The following is a 16,288-nucleotide window of genomic DNA, read 5'->3' on the forward strand; positions in this document are numbered from 1 at the left end:
GGCGGGTGAACTGCTCGGGGATGGCGTCCTGCCACAGGGCGTTGAAGGAGGCCCGCCGCGAGCGGTCGGACTGGCGGTGCTCCTGGATGCTGGTGAGCAGCTCGACGAAGCGGTCGTGGGCGACCTGCGGGTCGAAGCCGTCGGCGGCGAGCGCGGCGCGGGCGGCGCGCAGGGCGGCGGCCACGGGGGCGGAGCGCTCGTCAGGGGTGACGGAGAGTCGCGACTCCGTGGGGGTCGCCACCGCGTCGAACTCGACCGCGATCAGCGCGGCGGCCGCGAAGGGAAGGGGTTCGGACGGCAGGCGCTCCAGCCCGGTCAGCGCCCGCTCCACCGCCTCCATCAGTGCCTGAAGTGCGTCGTTCGTTACCACCCCGGGGACCCTAATCGGGTGGCGGCGCACGACGCGCACCGCCGCGCGATCATCACTCTTCCCGGTGGGGCCGCCACCGGATCATGGGTACCGCCGGGCGAGTGATCACACACCGTCACGAGAGACGGGCGATGGTGCCCTGGGCGACGGCGCAGAGCGTCTCGACACCGTTCGAATCCACAGTGGACAGATCGCAGCGGCAGGCCACGCGGGTGCGACCGGCGCGGACCACGGTGGCGTGAGCGCGCAGCACGGCGCCGTCGGCGGGGCGGAGGTAGTCGATGGTGAACCCGGCGGTGATCAGCCCGGCCCCGGCGACGCTGCCCGCGGCGAAGGTCAGCGCGTTGTCGGCGGCGTAGCCGAGCACGCCACCGTGCAGGACGCCGTACTGCTGGCGCAGCTCGTCGCGGACGTCCAGCTCCAGGGTCGCCGCGCCGTCGCCGAAGGCGGTGAGCCGGGCGCCGAGCAGCGCGCTGAACGGCTGGGCGGCCAGGACCTCGCGCGCGGTCTCCAGATCGGGGATGTCGGGCACAGCTCCACCTCACTTCGCTAGTGAAGTGAGCATCGCCAGCGCCGCCCCGGTCTGTCAAGATCGACGCATGCCCGAGCCCGACCAGCGCCTGTTCTTCCTGCTCCAGCGGGCGGCGCACCAGCTGCGCACGGTGGCCGACCGGCGCTGCTCGGCGGCGGCCGGGATCACCACGGCGCAGCTGGGCGCGCTGTTCGCGGTGCGCGAGCGGCCGGGGACCACCCAGCGGGAGCTGGCCGCGACGCTCGGATTGCGCGAGCCGGGGGTGACCGCGCTGGTCGGCAGGCTCGTCGCGGCCGGGCTGGTCAGCAAGGCGCCGCACCCGCGCGAGCACCGCGCCTCCGTGCTGGAGCTGACCGAGGACGGGGCCGCCGCGTTGGCCGCGGCGCGGCCGGAGATCGAGCGCTTCAACACCGAGATGCGCGAGCTGCTCGGCGAGGACGGGTTCCGCCGGACGGCCGCCGCCCTTGATCGACTCGCGCACTGGCGGCCGTGATCGACCCCGCTACGGTGGGTGCGTGGACGACGACCTCGCGGGCCTGCCGATCGAGCGGAAAGTCCGGCTGCTGACCGGAAAGACCATGTGGCGCACGCACGCCGACCCCGCGCTGGGGTTGCGCGAGCTGGTCATGTCCGATGGCCCGATCGGGGTGCGCGGCGAGAAGTGGGACGAGCGCGACCACTCGCTGGCGCTGCCCTCCCCCAGCGCGCTCGCGGCCACCTGGGACGAGGAGCTGGTGCGGCGGCTCGGCGCGGTGCTGGCGGCGCAGGCGCGCCGCAAGGGCGTGGACGTGCTGCTGGCGCCCACGATCAACCTGCACCGCTCGCCGGTGACCGGGCGGCACTTCGAGTGCTTCTCCGAGGACCCGGTACTGACCGCGCGGATCGGCGTCGCCTTCATCGAGGGCGTGCAGTCGGGCGGGGTCGCGGCGACGGCGAAGCACTACGTGGCCAACGATTCCGAGACCGACCGGATGACGCTGGACGCCCGCGTGGACGAGCGCGTGCTGCGCGAGCTGTACCTGGCGCCGTTCGAAGCGGCCGTCGAGGCGGGCGTGTGGGTGGTCATGGCCGCCTACAACGCGGTCAACGGCACGACGATGACGGAGAACCCGTTGCTCGCCGAGCCGTTGAAGGGCGCGTGGGGCTTCGACGGCGTGGTCGTCTCCGACTGGGGCGCGGTGCGCTCGGTCGCCGCGTCCGCGAACGCGCCGCAGGACCTGGTGATGCCCGGCCCGCGCAGTCACTGGAACCTCGGGCTGGCCGAGGCGGTGCGTTCCGGCGAGGTACCGGAGTCCGCGCTGGACGAGAAGATCCGCCGCCTGCTCCGCCTCGCCGAGCGTGTGAGCGGGCCTTCGAGCAGCGAGTCCCACGACGACCGCGACCTGCTCCGTGAGGCGGTCACGGCGAGCACTGTGTTGCTGCGCAACGAAGACGGACTGCTTCCTCTGTCCACTGTAGAGCGAGTGGCGGTGATCGGCCCCAACGCGGCGGCGGTGCGCTTCCAGGGCGGCGGCAGCGCGGAGGTCTACCCGGCCGCCGTTGTATCCCCTGTGGACGGTCTGCGCGCGGCGCTCGACGGCGTCGCCGAGGTCGTGCACTCCCCCGGGGTCCGCACGACCACCAAGCCGACGCCGCTGCACCGGGGCAACGCCACGCATCCCGTCACGGGCGAGCCCGGCGTGCTCGTGCGCATCCTCGACGCGGACGGCGCGGAGCTGCTGAGCGAGCACCGGCTCACGGGCAGGCTGCCGGAGCCCGGACGCGCCGAGGGCGAGCGGATCGCCGAACTCCAAGCAGTTCTACACCCCGACGTCTCCGGCGACTGGGAGCTGTCGTTCGGCGCATGGGGCCCGGTTTCCCTTGTGGTGGACGGAAAAACCGTCATCGATGAGGTCATCGACGTCGACACCGACGATCCCGCGACCCTCTACCTGGACCCGGCGTGGCGCACGGTCACGGTGGCGTTGGAGGCGGACAAGCCCGTGCTCCTCGTCGCCCGCCGCCAGCTCGCCCCGGACGCGCCCAGAGCCTCCGTGCTGTCCGCGGACGCACCGCGCGGCGACGACGAGTTCGCCAGGGCCGTGGAGCTGGCGCGCACCAGCGACGTCGCGGTGGTCGTGGTGGGCACGACCGACGAGTCGGAGAGCGAGGGTTCGGACCGCGCCACGCTCGCGTTGCCCGGCAGGCAGGACGAGCTGGTGCGCGCGGTCAGCGCGGTGAACCCCAGGACCGTCGTCGTGGTGAACTCCGGCGCGCCGGTCCTGATGCCGTGGCGCGACGAGGTGCCCGCCGTCTTGCTGAGCTGGCTGCCTGGCCAAGAGGGCGGCGTCGGGTTGGCGGACGTGCTGCTCGGCGCGGCGGAGCCCGGCGGGCGGCTGCCCACGACCTGGCCCGCCGAAGACGTTTCAGCGGCTTCGGTGACACCGGTGGACGGCAGGCTGGAGTACTCCGAGGGCCTGGACATCGGGCACCGGGGCTGGCTGCGCAGCGGCGAGGAGCCCGCGTACTGGTTCGGCCACGGACTCGGGTACACGACGTGGGAGTACTCGGAAGTCCTTGTGGAGCACGGAAATCGTGTGCGCGTGCGACTGTCCAACAGCGGGTTGCGGGCCGGGCGCGAGATCGTGCAGGTCTACCTCTCGCGGCCGACGTCGGAGATCCAGCGCCCGGTGCTGTGGCTGGCGGGCTTCGCCGCCGTGACCGCCGCGCCGGGTGAGGCCGTCGAAGCCGTCGTGGACCTGCCGGAGCGCGCTTTCGAGCACTGGGCGGACGGCGGTTGGCAGCGCGAGGTGGGCCCGTTCGACGTCCTGGTGGGCCGCAGCGCGGGCGATATCAGGGTGCGGTCGCAGTCCTGGTAGAGCGGTCCGGTAGGACATGCGGCATGAGAACGATCCGAATGGCCGCGCTGGCGGCCGTGCTGGCGTTGTCAGGTTCCGCGTGCGGTGGGGGCGGCACGAGCACGAACACCTCCCCCACCGCGCCGGGCGGCGACACGAGCGCTTCCGAGCCGAGCAAGCCGGCGAAACCCCAGACCTTCGCCGACGTCCCGGGCGAGGCGATGGTCTTCCAAGCCTCCTCCCGCGTCGGCGTCAACAAGGCCAAGGCCGCGGTGAAGGTCCTCCAGGTGGAGTGGGCGACCGAGCACTCCAGCCAGATGAAGCCGGCGCCCGCGGGGACGAAGTTCCTCAAGGTGTACTTCGCCGTCGCCTCCGCCAACCCCGCCGTCGAGGTCGAGGACTTCGGCCCGCGCGACCTCAACGTGCGGTGGGCCCAGTCGCAGGCGCCGTCCCAGGGGTGCCCGACCGGCGCGTACAACCCGATCTTCGTCACGGGCTACTGCCACGCCGGGACGGAGAACCCGCACACCGACCTGGTCCTGCTCACCAAGAGCTGGTCCATGCACAGCTACGCGACCAACTACAGCCCCACGGCCAAGCTCACCCCCGGCACCGGGTACGTGACGATGGGGCTGTACAAGATCCCGGACGTGGTCAAGGGGGACCTCGACGTCTGCGCCTCCGGCATGTTCAAGACCGGCTCGGAGAAGGAGACGGGCTGGCCCTGCCAGAAGCTCGACCTGCCGCCGAGGCCCTGAGCCCGCGACAGCGTGGTGCTCACAGCGTGGTGCTCACAGCGTGGTGCTCACGGCGTGGTGCTCACACCGGCAGCGGCTCGCCGGTCTCCAGCAGCGTCTTGAGGCTGGACAGCAGCGAGGGCCAGCCGCCGCCGATCATGCCGAGCACCACGCTGTCCGGCTCGAACCCGTCGTGCAGCACGGTGAGCTTGACCAGCTCGCCCTCCTGCTCCAGGTCGAAGGTGACCTTGGAGCGGGATTCGGCTGTCATCTTCGCCGCCGTCTCGGCGTCGATGTCGTAGGCGGCGACGAACTCCGGCGTGAAGGTGTGCCAGGTGTAGGACAGCCTCCGGTGCGGTTCGGCCTCCAGCACGACCTGGTCGGGATCGGAGATGCGCGTCTTGTCCGAGACCCACGTCATCGCCGAGCCCTTCTTCCAGTCGGTCTCGAAGCGCTCGCCCCAGTAGCGGCTGGTGAAAGCGGGGTCGGTGAGCGCCTGCCAGAGCCGCTCGGGCGTGGTCCTGATGTAGGTGGTGTAGCTGAACTCGGTCTGGCTCACGGTTTCCTGCTCCAATGCGGTCTTGAGGTCGGCCAGCGCCCGCACGCGCTGCCGGGCGTACTGCCCGATCCAGCGGTCGGCGATGGCGTTGATCGGCTCTGCGTTGAGGTAGTGCAACTTCTCCCGCCCCCGGCGCGAGGTGGTCACCAGGCCCGCGTCCTCCAGCAGCGCCAGGTGCTTGCTCACCGACTGCCGGGCCATGTCCAGCCCGGAGCACAGCTCGCGCAGCGTCTGCCCGTTGCGCGCGTTCAGGCTGTCCAACAGGCGCCGCCTGCTGGCGTCGCCGAGCGCCTTGAACACCTCGTCCATCGCTTCCCCCAATAGGCAGCCGGTTGGCTGCCAAAAATATAGGCAGCCTTCTGGCTGCATGTCAACCGCGCCGTTCCCGGACCGCCAGGCCCAGCGCCACCAGCACCAGCGCGACGGCGCAGGCCAGGGCCACCGCGAGCCCGGCTCGCCCGCCCGCCTCCGCCGCGACCACGTGGAAGGCGGCCACGAGCAGGGCCGCGCCGATCGCGGTGCCGATGCGCTGACCGGTCTGCAACACCGCGCCCGCCACCCCGGCCATCTCCCCGCGCACGTTCTCCAGCGTCATCGTGGTGTTCGGCGAGATCACCATCCCGCCGCCGAGCCCGGCAACGGCCAGCGGCAGCGCCACCCACGCGCCGAGCCAGGTCTCCGGGGCGGTCAGCGCGAGCACCCCGGCGACGGTGAACCCGCCCGCCACCAGGCACAGCCCGAGGATCGTCATGCGGCGGCCGAAGCGGGCGACGGCGCGACCGGCGAGCCCGGCGGCCAGCGCGGAGGCGAGGGCGAACGGGGTGACGACCAGACCGGACTCCAGCGCCGTGTAGCCCTGCCCGGTCTGGAAGAACATCGACAGGACCACGAAAACACCCGTGAAGCCGCAGAAGTAGGCCGCGCCGATCGCGGCCCCCGAGGAGTAGCCGGGGGTTTCGGTGAACAGCCGCGTGTCCAGCAGGGGTGAACGTCCTTTGTGGACGGTGTGGCGCTCCCATCTGACGAACACCCAGCCCAGCACCACGGCCAGCGGGAACAGCCACCAGAACCGGGCGAGGCCGTCGTTCTCGAACTGCACCAGGGGAAACAGCACGCACAGCACCGCCAAGCCCAGCAGCAGCGCCCCGACGACATCGATCTCGTCGCGCACCCGCGCGGGACGACGGCGGTCGGCGGGCAGCAGCCGCACCGCGAAGGCCAGCGCGACCAGGCCGATCGGCAGGTTCACGTAGAAGACCCACCGCCACCCGTGCTCCGCGCCGAAGAGCGCGATGATCACCCCGCCCAGCACCGGGCCGACCGCCGTGGACACGCCGATGCAGGCGCCGAGCAGGCCGAAGGCGCGCCCGCGCTCCGGGCCGCGGAAGAGGTCCTGGATCAGCCCGGAGTTCTGCGGGTTCAGCAGCCCCGCGCAGGCACCTTGGAGCAGCCGCGCCACGATCAGCGTCGTGGTGTCGGTCGCCATCCCGGCGAGGGCGCTGGTCAGCACGAACCCGCCGAGGGACACCAGGAACATCGTGCGGCGGCCGAGCGCGTCGCCGAGCCGCCCGCCCGCGACGAGGGTCAGGCCGAAGGCGAGCGCGTAGCCGGAGACGACCCACTGCACGGCTCCGGCGGAGGCACCGAGGCCGGACTGCATCGAGGGCAGGGCGACGTTGACGATGCTGACGTCGAGCAGGCCCATGAACCCGGCGCTCAGGCTGACGGCGAGGGCCTTCCAGCGGCGCGGGTCGGGCTGGTCGTGAGTCATGATCACATCCTCCCCCGCCCGGCCCGTCCCCCGCGCTCCGGAGATGCGGGCTCCGCCGCGCTGACCGACGATCGAGGTGAAGGTCCACGACGAAGGGATGCTCCGATGCGGACGTTGCTCGCCAACGAAGGTGACCTCGGCGGCCAGATCGCGGGGTGGAGCCTGCTCAGCGTCGTCCTGGCGATCGGGGTGGCCGCGCTGGTCATCTACATCGCGGCGCTGGTCGGCATCGTGCGCAGCGAGAACTACGCTCCGGGCGGCAAGGCGATCTGGGCGCTGGCCGTGCTCGCCTTCCCGTTCCTGGGGCCGCTGTTCTGGTTCGTGTGGGGAAAGAACTCGCGCTTCACGGCCTGACTCGGAGGAGGACATCGTGCTGCCGGAGGAGTTCGCGGCGCTCGCCGAGCGGCACCGGGCCGAGCTGCGGGTGCACTGCTACCGCATGCTCGGTTCCTTCCACGAGGCGGAGGACCTGGTCCAGGAGACGCTGCTGCGCGCGTGGAAGAACCGCGACGGCTTCCAGGGGCGCTCGACACCGCGGGCCTGGCTCTACCGGATCGCCACCAACGCCTGCCTCGACGTGCTGGACAGCTCCGCGCGCCGGGTCCTTCCCTACGACCTCAACGGCCCCGGCGGAGCGCTACCTTCGCGCACGGACATCCCTTGGCTGCAACCGTTTCCGGACCGCTGCGCGCCTCGCGACGCCGAGCCGGACTCCGTCGCCGTCGCCAGGGAAACGATCGAGCTGGCGTTCCTGGCCGCGCTCCAGCACCTGCCGCCCCGCCAGCGAGCCGCGCTGATCCTCGGCGACGTGCTCGGCTGGCCCGCCAAGCAGACCGCCGCGCTCCTGGAGAGCAGCGTCGCGTCGGTGAACAGCGCTCTGCAACGGGCGCGGGAGACGATGCGCGAGCACCTTCCAGCGCGGCGCGAGGACTGGGCGGCTTCCCCTGAGCGGGAATCCGCCGTGCTGCGCCGCTACATGGACGCGATGGAACGCGCTGACCTCGCCGGGCTCGCCGAGGTGCTGGCCGACGAGGTCCGCACCGCGATGCCGCCGTGGCCCATGTGGCTCCAGGGGCGCGACTCGGTGCTTGCCGCGTTGGCTGCGAGTTGGGACACGGGTTCGGCGAGCTACATCGGGCGGTTCCGGATGTTGGCCACGCGCGCGAACTTCCAGCCAGCCGTGGCGACCTACGTGCGCCGCGTGGGCGACACCGCCTTCCAGCCGTTCGCCGTGTCGGTGCTGCGCGTGGCGGAGGACCGGATCGCGGAGGTCACCGCGTTCCACGACCTCGACCTGTTCCCGGCGTTCGCCCTGCCCGAGCACCGATGAGTTTTCCCGGCCGCCACCGTCTCAACTCCAGTCGACCACTCGTGACGGAGGTAGATCATGGCCAAGATGCTGTACTCCGCGACCATGTCACTGGACGGGTTCATCGCGGGGGCGGGCGGTGACATGTCCTGGTTGCAGGAGCACATCGGCCCCAACCCCGCCGTGCAGGAGCTGATCTCCGAGATCGGCGCGCTGCTCGTCGGCAAGCGCAGCTACAGCGGCGACGACCCGCACCGAGGCGATCCGGAGCGCGAGGGCAAGGCGTTCGGCGGCGGGTGGGACGGGCCGCAGTTCGTGCTCACCCACCACGCGCCCGCCGAGCCGGTGCCGGGAGTGAGCTTCGTCGGCGACCTGGCGAGCGCGGTCGCCGCCGCGAAGGCCGCCGCCGGGGACCGCTACGTCAACATCATCGGCGCCGACGTCGCCCGCCAGTGCCTCGAAGCGGGGGTGCTCGACGAGATCTTCGTGTTCGTGGTGCCGGTGCTGCTCGGCGACGGCGTGCGCCTGTTCGACCACCCCGGCGGCACCAACGTCAAGCTCGAACGCATCGGGCTGAGCGAGGCGGCCGGCGCGACGAACCTGCGGCTACGCGTCGTCTGAGTCCCAGTCCCACTGGATGCCGACGACCCCGGAAGTGCCGTCCGCGACGAGGATGTGCACGCCGTCGCGGTCGTTGAGCGGCAGGTCGCCGGTGATCCGCTTCGGGCTGTAGAGGTCGCCCCGCTCGTAGGACCGGCAGCGAGCGGGGCGGCACTCCGGGTGGAAGCGGACCTCCATCACGTACTGCTTCTCGTGGTAGCGGAAGGCGTGCGCGAACTCCGTGCTGCGCCCGGGATGGCTGCTCACGCCCCGGTACTCGAAGACCCACGTGTCACCCGCGCGCAGCGTCTGACCGAAGAGCAGTTCGGCGACCATCACCGGCGAGCCCGGGTGCCTGCGCACGCGGCCCAGCTCGCAGTTCTCCAGCGGCACCAGGCCGACCGACTCGCTGGAGCTGTCCTCCGCGCCGAAGTAGCGGACCACGAAGCGGTCCACGCCGTCGCGGCGCGCGCGGATCGCCGTGCGGCAGAGGTAGTTGCCGAAGCGCCCGTGCTCGTCGAGCACCACGCGGTCGTAGCGGTTGAGCACGGCCAGGTGCTCGCCCTGCGTCTCGCCGAACTCCGACAGCAGCTCGCCGAGCGGGCCGATGTGCTCGCTCAGCCGCTGCGGGGTGGAGCGCGCGAGCAGGGTCACCAGCGACAGCCTCGGCAGGTGCAGCACCTCCTCCAGCGCGCGGACCACGTGCTCGGAGTCGGCGCGGCCGGGGCGGCTGTGCCCGTGCTGCCAGTTGCTGAGGCTGGAGAGCCCGATCGACACGCCGTGCCTGCGCAGGTGCGCGCGCAGGCGCTCCAGGGTCAGCCCGCGCTCCTTGATGGCCAGCCGCAGCGCCGCGTGGAAGGGGCCGGTGCGCAGCAGGGCGCCGAGCTCGCGAGAACGCCCGGTCTGGGTCACGCCCGGGAGTCTAAGCCGATCAGCGGCCTCAGACGCCGGTCTGTTGCGGAGGCGTGTTCTCCGGGTCGAAGCCCACGCGTGGGGGCCAGCGCCGCAGCTCCTGCTCGGAGGGATCGCGCATCTCCGAGTACACCTCGCGGCCGTCCTCGACCACCTCGCCGAGCAGGTCGAGCGTCTGGACGTCGATCAGCTTCCAGTCGACTCGGCGGCCGTCCGCGTTGAGGTAGCCGTGCTCGTCGCGCCGCGCGATCTGCAACGCCCTGGCGTGGGCGTCTGCCCACACGTCCTCGCCGCTGTCGGGCACCGCGAAGACCCACACGGAGCGGCTGATCGTGCTGAGGCCGTCGCACTCGACCGTCGAGGCGTAGCGGGCGGAGGCGCTGAACCAGGGCATGGCTCCAGCATGCCGAGCTCGCCGACGCCCGCGCCAGGCGGATGGCCGTTACGCGCGGGTCGCCTCTTCCAGGCCAAGGCGCACGGCCTCGCGCAGTTCCTCCGGCGAGAGTTCGGCCAGCTCGGGGTTCTCCGCGATGACCTCCGCGAGCGCGGCGCCGAGCTGGGCGGTCAGCTCCTCGGTCTCCTCGGCGGTCAGCTCTGCCTCGAGCTCGGCGTCCAGGTCCTGCCACGCGCCGTCGCGGTAGACGAGGTACTTCTCGCCGTTCCAGTACGGGATGTCGAGCCGCGCGGCCTTGTCTGAGTCGGCCGTCCACCCCTGAGCCTTGAGTTCAGCGTCCGCTTCGGCGGTTGTGTCGGCGGCCGTGTCGGTGCCGTACTCCTGCCACGCGCCCGCCTGGAAGACCATGGACTGCTGCTCGTTCCAGTGCCGGTCCCCGTCCTGCGGCTGGTAGAGGTGCATGAACACGTCATGCAGGTCCGCGTCGTGCTGCGCCAGCAGCGACCGGAACAACGCCTCGCGCCCGTTGTCGTCGATGAGCTGGCGGCGGTAGTCCTCGGGCATCGACGTGTCGAGCCAGTCGAAGAGCTTCGCGCGCTGCGCCGGGCCGGGTCCCTCGCCGATCCCGCTCATCCGCTCCGACAACGATGCGCGAGCGTCGTCCCACGACACGTCTTCCGACCACGTCCGCGCAAGCTCCGCGAACGTCGCCACCCACTTCTCGTGCAGATCGCGCCGAGCCTCAGTCGCCTGATACACGTTCTCCCCCTCTCACTACTTGCGCAGGTCCGACTCGTCTTTTTCGTCTGGATCGAATGTCACGTACTCCCCTGTGCGGCCTCGTTGTCATCACGCACAGCGACGGAAGCGGCATTCCATGACTTCATGACTTCCGACTCCGCTGTCCGATCGGCGTTCTTCATCTGCTCTTCAACCTTCCGCATCGCCTCCTGCAGGCGACGTTCCCTCCTCTCACCCCTTTCTTTGAGCCACTCATCGTCACGAGGGTCCACCAGACCGGCCACGTGCGCAGCGCGTGCTTCGCGGAGATCCCTCGTGTTTCGCTCTCGCTCGCGTTGAAGGTCCCGATGAAGCTCGCGAAGCTTCTCGTCGGTGGCGTTCGCCACCGTTTCGGCGACATGCTCCAAGAATTCTTTCAGCGCTTTTTCGGCAACCCTTTCCGTCGTTTCACCGAGATTCGACTTGCCCTTGGCCGGGTTGCCCTCGCGCGTGAAGCCGGGACGCTGCGGCACACTGCGGCTCGCCCTGACAACGTGGTCCGCAAACCCCGGGCGCCGCACCGCACGAGACGAGCCTCGCGCTAGCAAGGGCGCGAGCGCCGTCGCGATCACAACACCAGCAGTAATCACGTTCTGCGTGGTTGCGTCCTCAAATCCGCGCTGTGCGGGGGGCGTCATCGTCGTCGTCATCACGCGGAGAAGTCATGAGCGCACGCTAACCACGGCCGGATCGGCGCACCTGCCCGAAAAGGCAGAGCCGGGTGCAGTCCTCAGTGGACGGTCAGCGAACCCAACCGGCGAGGTACTGCGCCCAGTCCTCCGGGGTGGCGGCGAAGTCGACGTAGACGGCCGCGCCGACGCGGCGACCCGGAACCACGCCGAGGCGAATGCCCTTCACCGCGGCGGCGACGGTCTCGGCGGCGGTGTGCATCGGGCCGTCGTGGTAGGCGGGGACGCCGACGAGCAGATCGACCTCGGGCGGCACGACCTGGAGCGCGATGCGGGTCTGCGCGCGGAGGTAACCGGCGTAGGCGGCTTCGACGGGAATGCCGGAGTCGTAGGACATGACGGCGATCTGGTCGACGCGCCCGGCGACCTCGCCGATGTAGGTGGCGGACCACCAGTGCGGTTTTCCGCGCAGCGTCTGACCGACGAAGTTCGTTCCGCGCACGGGCTCGATCTGGTTGGCGGAAACCGAAAGCACTCTCGCCCGCGACTTCGTCATCTCCCGCGCCGAAGAAAGGGTTTCGAGGAGGTCGCGATCCCCCTCGGGAACGGGCTCGAAGTTGTAGTGCACGCCGCCGAAGCCGTCGTCGAGCACCTGGCGCCCGCTCTCCACGATCCGCGCTCGGGTCGCGGGGTCGGCGAGCTTCATGCGGCCCTCGTCGACGACGTTGCCGAGCCACGCCTGCACGCGGACTCCGGGCAGTACGCGGTGCAGCTGCCCGAGGAGATCGCGCGCGGTCGGGCGGAGCGCGGGGTCGAGCGAGCCGTCGTCGCGGAGCGGCCCGGAGTGCACGAAGAGATCGCGGAACCGCGCCTCGCGGACGCGGGCCACCAGGGCGTCCACATCGGAGCGCGAACGCCGACCGTCGACCCAGGCGTGGCCCATCCACAACGCGTCCGTCCCGCTCGCGCGCGAAGCCGAAGCCAGGTTCTGCGCGACCAGCCAGCTCCCGCCGCCGGTCACCACGAGCGCCGGCGCGAGGACCACCGCCGCCACGACGACCGCGCGGTGCACGCGGAGCCGCACCACGGCGGCCACCCAGAGCGCCGCCACGGCGACCAGGAGCACCACCCAGAGCACGCTGTCGAAGCCGAGAAGCACGCGCGTTTCGAGCACGATCGCGGTCAGCAGCACCGCCGCGAGGGCGAACGAGGTGATCCACAGGGCCTTGGACACGCACGCGAACCTACCCGTGACCGGCGATCGCGAAGGATCTCCGTGAATTCCCTTCACTGGATACCGCCAGATGGAGCAGTGCGTCGACAACCAGTGATCATCGACCACCCCGGCAAAACCACATCCGTGGACCTTCCCGAACACCGCGGAGTGAATATCCATGCATTTCCCTGCCTCATTCGACGGTAAATATCGAGTCAATAACTGCCCTTGTGCACGCCTATTTCCCGCCCGCACGCTGTCCGGCGGGCGGTTCGATCTAGCAGGCAGGTCGGGGTAGACGGCGGATCGCTCATTCGCGGAAATGCATTCCCAGAATGGAGCCGTCATGCGTCGCCGACAGCACCGAACACCGAAGGCACTTCTCGCCGTCGTCACCGCGTCGGTGGTGACCGCCGCGCTCGGGGCGGTGCCCGCGCACGCCGCCGACCCGCCGACCGTCTCCGACCCGGGTATCGGCAAGATCGGGGTGTTCGAGACCTCGGGAACGAAGAACGTCGCGAAGAACAGCCAGAACTGCCTGGAGACCTTCACCACCGCGGCCAACGGCGACATCTGGCAGATCGGTCAGACCGCTCCGGGCGCGCGCTGGGGCACGTGGACGAACCTGACCGGCGCCGCGGCGGGCAACCCGGTGGTCGTCAAGAACGCCGACAAGCGACTGGAGATCCTCGTCAGGGGGACCGACGGCGCGGTGCGCTACACCAGCCAGGGCACCACCGGGGTGACCTGCGGCACCAAGTGGGAGACCGGCGGCTGGAAGTCGCTCGGCACCAAGATCACCGGCGATCCCGCCGTGGCGCTCAACCCCGACGGCCGGGTGCAGCTGGTGGCGCGCGCCACCGACGGCACGCTGGTCAGCCGCTGGCAGAAGACCCCTGGCAGCGCCTTCACCGAGCAGTGGGACAGCGCGGTGGGCCAGCTCGGCACGCCGACCGGCACCACCATCGCGATGGAACCGGTGGTGGAGGCGAACCTCCAGGGCAAGCTCCAGATCTTCGCGGTCGGCGCGGACAAGAAGCTCTGGAGCCGGACCCAGAAGACGGTCAACGGCGTCAACGACTGGACCGCGTGGGTCGACCTCGGCGGGGAGTTCGCCGGTGTGCCCGCGGTGGGCCGCAACCACGACGGCCGGTTGCAGATCTTCGGGCGCCGCGCCAACGGGCAGATCTGGTACAGCGCGCAGATCAAGGCCGACGGGACGACGTGGGGCGCGTGGACCTCGATGGGCGGGGTGCTCAAGAACGACCCGGTGGTGATCTCCAACTCCGACGGCCGCCTGGAGATCTTCGCGAAGGCCGTTTCGGACGGCATGATCGTGCACCGCATCCAGGGCCAGCCCGGCAGCGTGGACACCTGGCGGGAGTTCGAGCGCCTCGGTGATCCCGGCACCGACAACCAGCTGATCGCCGCGCGCAACATGGACGGCCGCGTCGCGCTGATCACCAGGCAGGCCGACGCGCGGATGTCCACCAGGACGCAGAACGCGCCGAGCGCACCGCCCGGCAACGACTGGAGCGAGTGGACCAGCCTGTCCTCCGGGCCGTCGCCGTGCTCGGGGACGGGCGGGATGAACTGCCTGAGCATCCTCAACGTCGCGTCCAACCTGACGATCGGGCCGCTCGACGAAGCGCAGACGGACACCTACTACAACCTCTACCCGCCCAATCCGGCCAAGGAGAGCCAGAACTGGAAGCTGGAGTCGCGCGGCGGCGGCGCCTTCCTCTTCGTCAACCGGGCGGCCAACCGCTGCATGGACGTCTGGGGCTGGACCATGCGGATCTACCAGGAGACGTGCAGCGAGGGCACGAACCAGAACTGGTACCTGGAGCCGGTCAAGCTGGGCAGCACGTACCTGATCAGGCGCACCTCCAACGGCAGCTGCCTCGCCAAGATCGACAAGGTGGCCGCCGTCGAGGTCGGCACGTGCAACGCCAGCGACACCAAGCAGCACTGGCGGCTCGGCAAGAACAACGGTGACGCGCCGGGCACCGGCAACCTCGCCATCGACCACGGCCTCGCCAGGTGCGCCAGCGACAGCGGCTCGTGCGACTTCACCTTGGACGGCAAGGTCAACAACGCCTACGTGGACACGGTGCAGTGCCTGCCGACCACGCTGTCGCGCAACCTCGCCAAGATCAACCAGACCGCGGTGCTCAACTACACCGAGATGACCGGGTGGCAGAACACCGTCGGCGGCTCGATCACCGGTTCGGTCGAGTTCGGACCCGAAGTCGCCAAGATCACCGCCGCGATCACCGCCAGCTACTCGCACACCTGGGTGGAGGAGCGCGCGGTGAGCGTCGGCGCCTACCTGGTGCTCAAACCGAACCAGTACGGCTGGCTGGAGAAGGGCTACCTCACCAAGAAGGTCAGCGGCACCTGGTCCTTCGACGGGGCGCACGCCGACTGGACCGTTCCCGGGCAGAGCGTCATGCGCGCGAAGGAGGGCACCGACCAGCAGTACAGCGCGGTCACGGTCTTCCGGACGAGCATGACCCCGCCCACGACCTGCTGAGCTGAACCCCGGCGCGGACCGGCGCCCACCGCAGTGCGCGGGTGCCGGTCTACGCCGGGTGGAGCAGTGCCGACAAGATCGTTCATCTTGACTCCCGTGTGCGGGCCGGGGGCTGTCACCGTTGTGCGTTGTGACGGTGCGCGATGAGGTGCGGCAGGCGGTTTCCCCCGGCGTCGGCGTGGTCCCGGTCGTGGCCGCGGTGGCGGCCGGAGTCGGGTTGGCGCTTCAGGCTCGGCTGAACGGAGACCTCGGCGCGCTGGCCGGGGACGGGATCACCGGGACGCTGGCGTCCACCGCCGTCGGTCTACTGCTGCTGCTCGCGGTGGTTCCCCTGGTCCCGTCCGGGCGGCGCGGGCTCGGCCGAATCCGCACCGCGTTGCGCGACAAGGGATTGCGCTGGTGGCAGCTCTCGGGCGGACTGTGCGGCGCGCTGTTCGTGGCAGGTCAGGGAATCAGCGCCGCGCCGCTCGGCGTTGCCGTGTTCACCGTCGCCGCGGTGGGCGGCACGGCGGTCGGCGGGCTGCTCGTCGACAGATTTTGGCCTGGCCCAAGCGGATCACGGCCGATCACAGTGGCGCGCGCGGTGGGTGCCATGGCGTGCGTCGGAGCCGTCGCGATCGCCGGAGGTGGCGCGTGGACGGGCGACGCGACGGTCGTGTTGGTGGTGTTGCCCGTGGTGGCAGGTGTCGCGATCGCGGTGCAGTCCTCGCTGAACGGCCACGTCGGCGCGGTCGCGGGTTCGCCGTGGCCCGCGACCCTGCTCAACTTCGTCGTCGCGACGGCCGCGCTCGGGCTCGCGCTGGTGCTCCGCGTGGCGCTCACCGGGAGCTCGGTCGGACAGCTCCCGGGTGAGCCGTTGCTCTACCTGGCCGGGGTGATCGGCGTCGGCGTGATCGCGGTGGCGACGCTCGTGGTGCGGCGCATCGGAGTGCTGCTCTTCGGGTTGGCCGGCGTGGCGGGTCAGCTCCTGGGCGCGCTGGTGCTCGACATGATCACCACCGGTCCCCCGTCGGCCGCCACGCTCACCGGCGTGGTGATCACCTTCGTCGCACTGGTCCTGGCAGCCCGCTGAGCGGTCGCGGTCGCGGATCGTCCGGGACCGGCTC

Annotated in this window: 17 protein-coding genes; 8 read left to right on the plus strand and 9 right to left on the minus strand. The window is 70.8% G+C overall.

What is annotated here, in order from left to right:
- Together CCN37_RS12945 and CCN37_RS12950 are read right to left on the minus strand one after the other, a co-directional pair.
- Positions 1-370 (minus strand): hypothetical protein (locus CCN37_RS12945; protein WP_143261583.1); only part of this gene is annotated, 370 nt, incomplete at its 3' end.
- A 115-nt stretch (positions 371-485) separates the two neighbouring features.
- Complete coding sequence (locus CCN37_RS12950) at positions 486-902, minus strand: PaaI family thioesterase (RefSeq protein WP_086821001.1); 417 nt, start codon at positions 900-902, stop codon at positions 486-488.
- A gap of 67 nt (positions 903-969) precedes the next feature.
- Here CCN37_RS12950 and CCN37_RS12955 point away from each other — a divergent pair, with 67 nt between their 5' ends.
- From CCN37_RS12955 to CCN37_RS12965, 3 genes are read left to right on the plus strand one after another with little or no spacing between them, the layout of a single operon-like run.
- Positions 970-1,395, plus strand: coding sequence for a MarR family winged helix-turn-helix transcriptional regulator (locus tag CCN37_RS12955; protein ID WP_086821002.1), 426 nt, complete (start codon positions 970-972; stop codon positions 1,393-1,395).
- Between the two features lie 22 nt (positions 1,396-1,417).
- Positions 1,418-3,760: a glycoside hydrolase family 3 C-terminal domain-containing protein gene (locus CCN37_RS12960; protein ID WP_246842999.1), complete on the plus strand. Its 2,343-nt coding sequence runs from the start codon at positions 1,418-1,420 to the stop codon at positions 3,758-3,760.
- A 23-nt stretch (positions 3,761-3,783) separates the two neighbouring features.
- On the plus strand, positions 3,784-4,497 hold the full coding sequence (locus CCN37_RS12965; protein ID WP_143261584.1) for a hypothetical protein: 714 nt from the start codon (positions 3,784-3,786) through the stop codon (positions 4,495-4,497).
- A gap of 61 nt (positions 4,498-4,558) precedes the next feature.
- On the opposite strand, the gene CCN37_RS12970 is transcribed toward CCN37_RS12965, so the two are convergent.
- Both CCN37_RS12970 and CCN37_RS12975 read right to left on the minus strand, forming a co-directional pair.
- Complete coding sequence (locus CCN37_RS12970; RefSeq protein WP_086821004.1) at positions 4,559-5,344, minus strand: metalloregulator ArsR/SmtB family transcription factor; 786 nt, start codon at positions 5,342-5,344, stop codon at positions 4,559-4,561.
- A gap of 61 nt (positions 5,345-5,405) precedes the next feature.
- Positions 5,406-6,806, minus strand: a complete 1,401-nt coding sequence (locus CCN37_RS12975; protein ID WP_086821005.1) for an MFS transporter — start codon at positions 6,804-6,806, stop codon at positions 5,406-5,408.
- A gap of 105 nt (positions 6,807-6,911) precedes the next feature.
- Between CCN37_RS12975 and CCN37_RS40770 the strand changes: the two genes are divergently transcribed.
- The 3 genes from CCN37_RS40770 to CCN37_RS12990 are packed head-to-tail and all read left to right on the plus strand — an operon-like array spanning position 6,912 to position 8,736.
- Positions 6,912-7,160, plus strand: a complete 249-nt coding sequence (locus CCN37_RS40770) for a PLD nuclease N-terminal domain-containing protein (RefSeq protein ID WP_086821006.1) — start codon at positions 6,912-6,914, stop codon at positions 7,158-7,160.
- A 13-nt stretch (positions 7,161-7,173) separates the two neighbouring features.
- Positions 7,174-8,136, plus strand: coding sequence for a sigma-70 family RNA polymerase sigma factor (locus CCN37_RS12985; protein ID WP_086821045.1), 963 nt, complete (start codon positions 7,174-7,176; stop codon positions 8,134-8,136).
- Between the two features lie 57 nt (positions 8,137-8,193).
- A complete protein-coding gene (locus tag CCN37_RS12990; protein WP_086821007.1) occupies positions 8,194-8,736 on the plus strand; it encodes a dihydrofolate reductase family protein in 543 nt (180 codons plus the stop codon).
- On the opposite strand, the gene CCN37_RS40775 is transcribed toward CCN37_RS12990, so the two are convergent.
- The 5 genes from CCN37_RS40775 to CCN37_RS13010 all read right to left on the minus strand — a co-directional run bounded on the left by CCN37_RS40775 (position 8,722) and on the right by CCN37_RS13010 (position 12,664).
- A complete protein-coding gene (locus CCN37_RS40775) occupies positions 8,722-9,627 on the minus strand; it encodes a hypothetical protein (protein WP_086821008.1) in 906 nt (301 codons plus the stop codon). The two genes, CCN37_RS12990 and CCN37_RS40775, sit on opposite strands and share 15 nt — an antisense overlap.
- Before the next feature lie 28 nt (positions 9,628-9,655).
- Positions 9,656-10,021: a DUF4288 domain-containing protein gene (locus CCN37_RS13000; protein WP_086821009.1), complete on the minus strand. Its 366-nt coding sequence runs from the start codon at positions 10,019-10,021 to the stop codon at positions 9,656-9,658.
- Between the two features lie 48 nt (positions 10,022-10,069).
- Entirely contained in the window at positions 10,070-10,780 is a 711-nt protein-coding gene (locus CCN37_RS13005; RefSeq protein WP_086821010.1) for a hypothetical protein, read from the minus strand.
- A 59-nt stretch (positions 10,781-10,839) separates the two neighbouring features.
- Complete coding sequence (locus CCN37_RS38965) at positions 10,840-11,454, minus strand: hypothetical protein (protein ID WP_143261585.1); 615 nt, start codon at positions 11,452-11,454, stop codon at positions 10,840-10,842.
- A gap of 88 nt (positions 11,455-11,542) precedes the next feature.
- Entirely contained in the window at positions 11,543-12,664 is a 1,122-nt protein-coding gene (locus CCN37_RS13010) for a hypothetical protein (protein ID WP_086821011.1), read from the minus strand.
- 328 nt (positions 12,665-12,992) lie between these two features.
- Between CCN37_RS13010 and CCN37_RS13015 the strand changes: the two genes are divergently transcribed.
- Both CCN37_RS13015 and CCN37_RS13020 read left to right on the plus strand, forming a co-directional pair.
- Positions 12,993-15,182: an RICIN domain-containing protein gene (locus CCN37_RS13015; RefSeq protein WP_086821012.1), complete on the plus strand. Its 2,190-nt coding sequence runs from the start codon at positions 12,993-12,995 to the stop codon at positions 15,180-15,182.
- A 130-nt stretch (positions 15,183-15,312) separates the two neighbouring features.
- The gene (locus CCN37_RS13020) at positions 15,313-16,254 is read left to right on the plus strand and encodes a DMT family transporter (protein ID WP_246843001.1); all 942 of its coding nucleotides are present in this window, start codon (positions 15,313-15,315) and stop codon (positions 16,252-16,254) included.
- The last annotated feature ends 34 nt before the right edge of the window (positions 16,255-16,288 follow it).

Origin of the sequence: Allokutzneria sp. NRRL B-24872 (assembly GCF_002155965.1) — a bacterium.
In the GTDB taxonomy this organism is placed as follows: Bacteria; Actinomycetota; Actinomycetes; order Mycobacteriales; family Pseudonocardiaceae; genus Allokutzneria.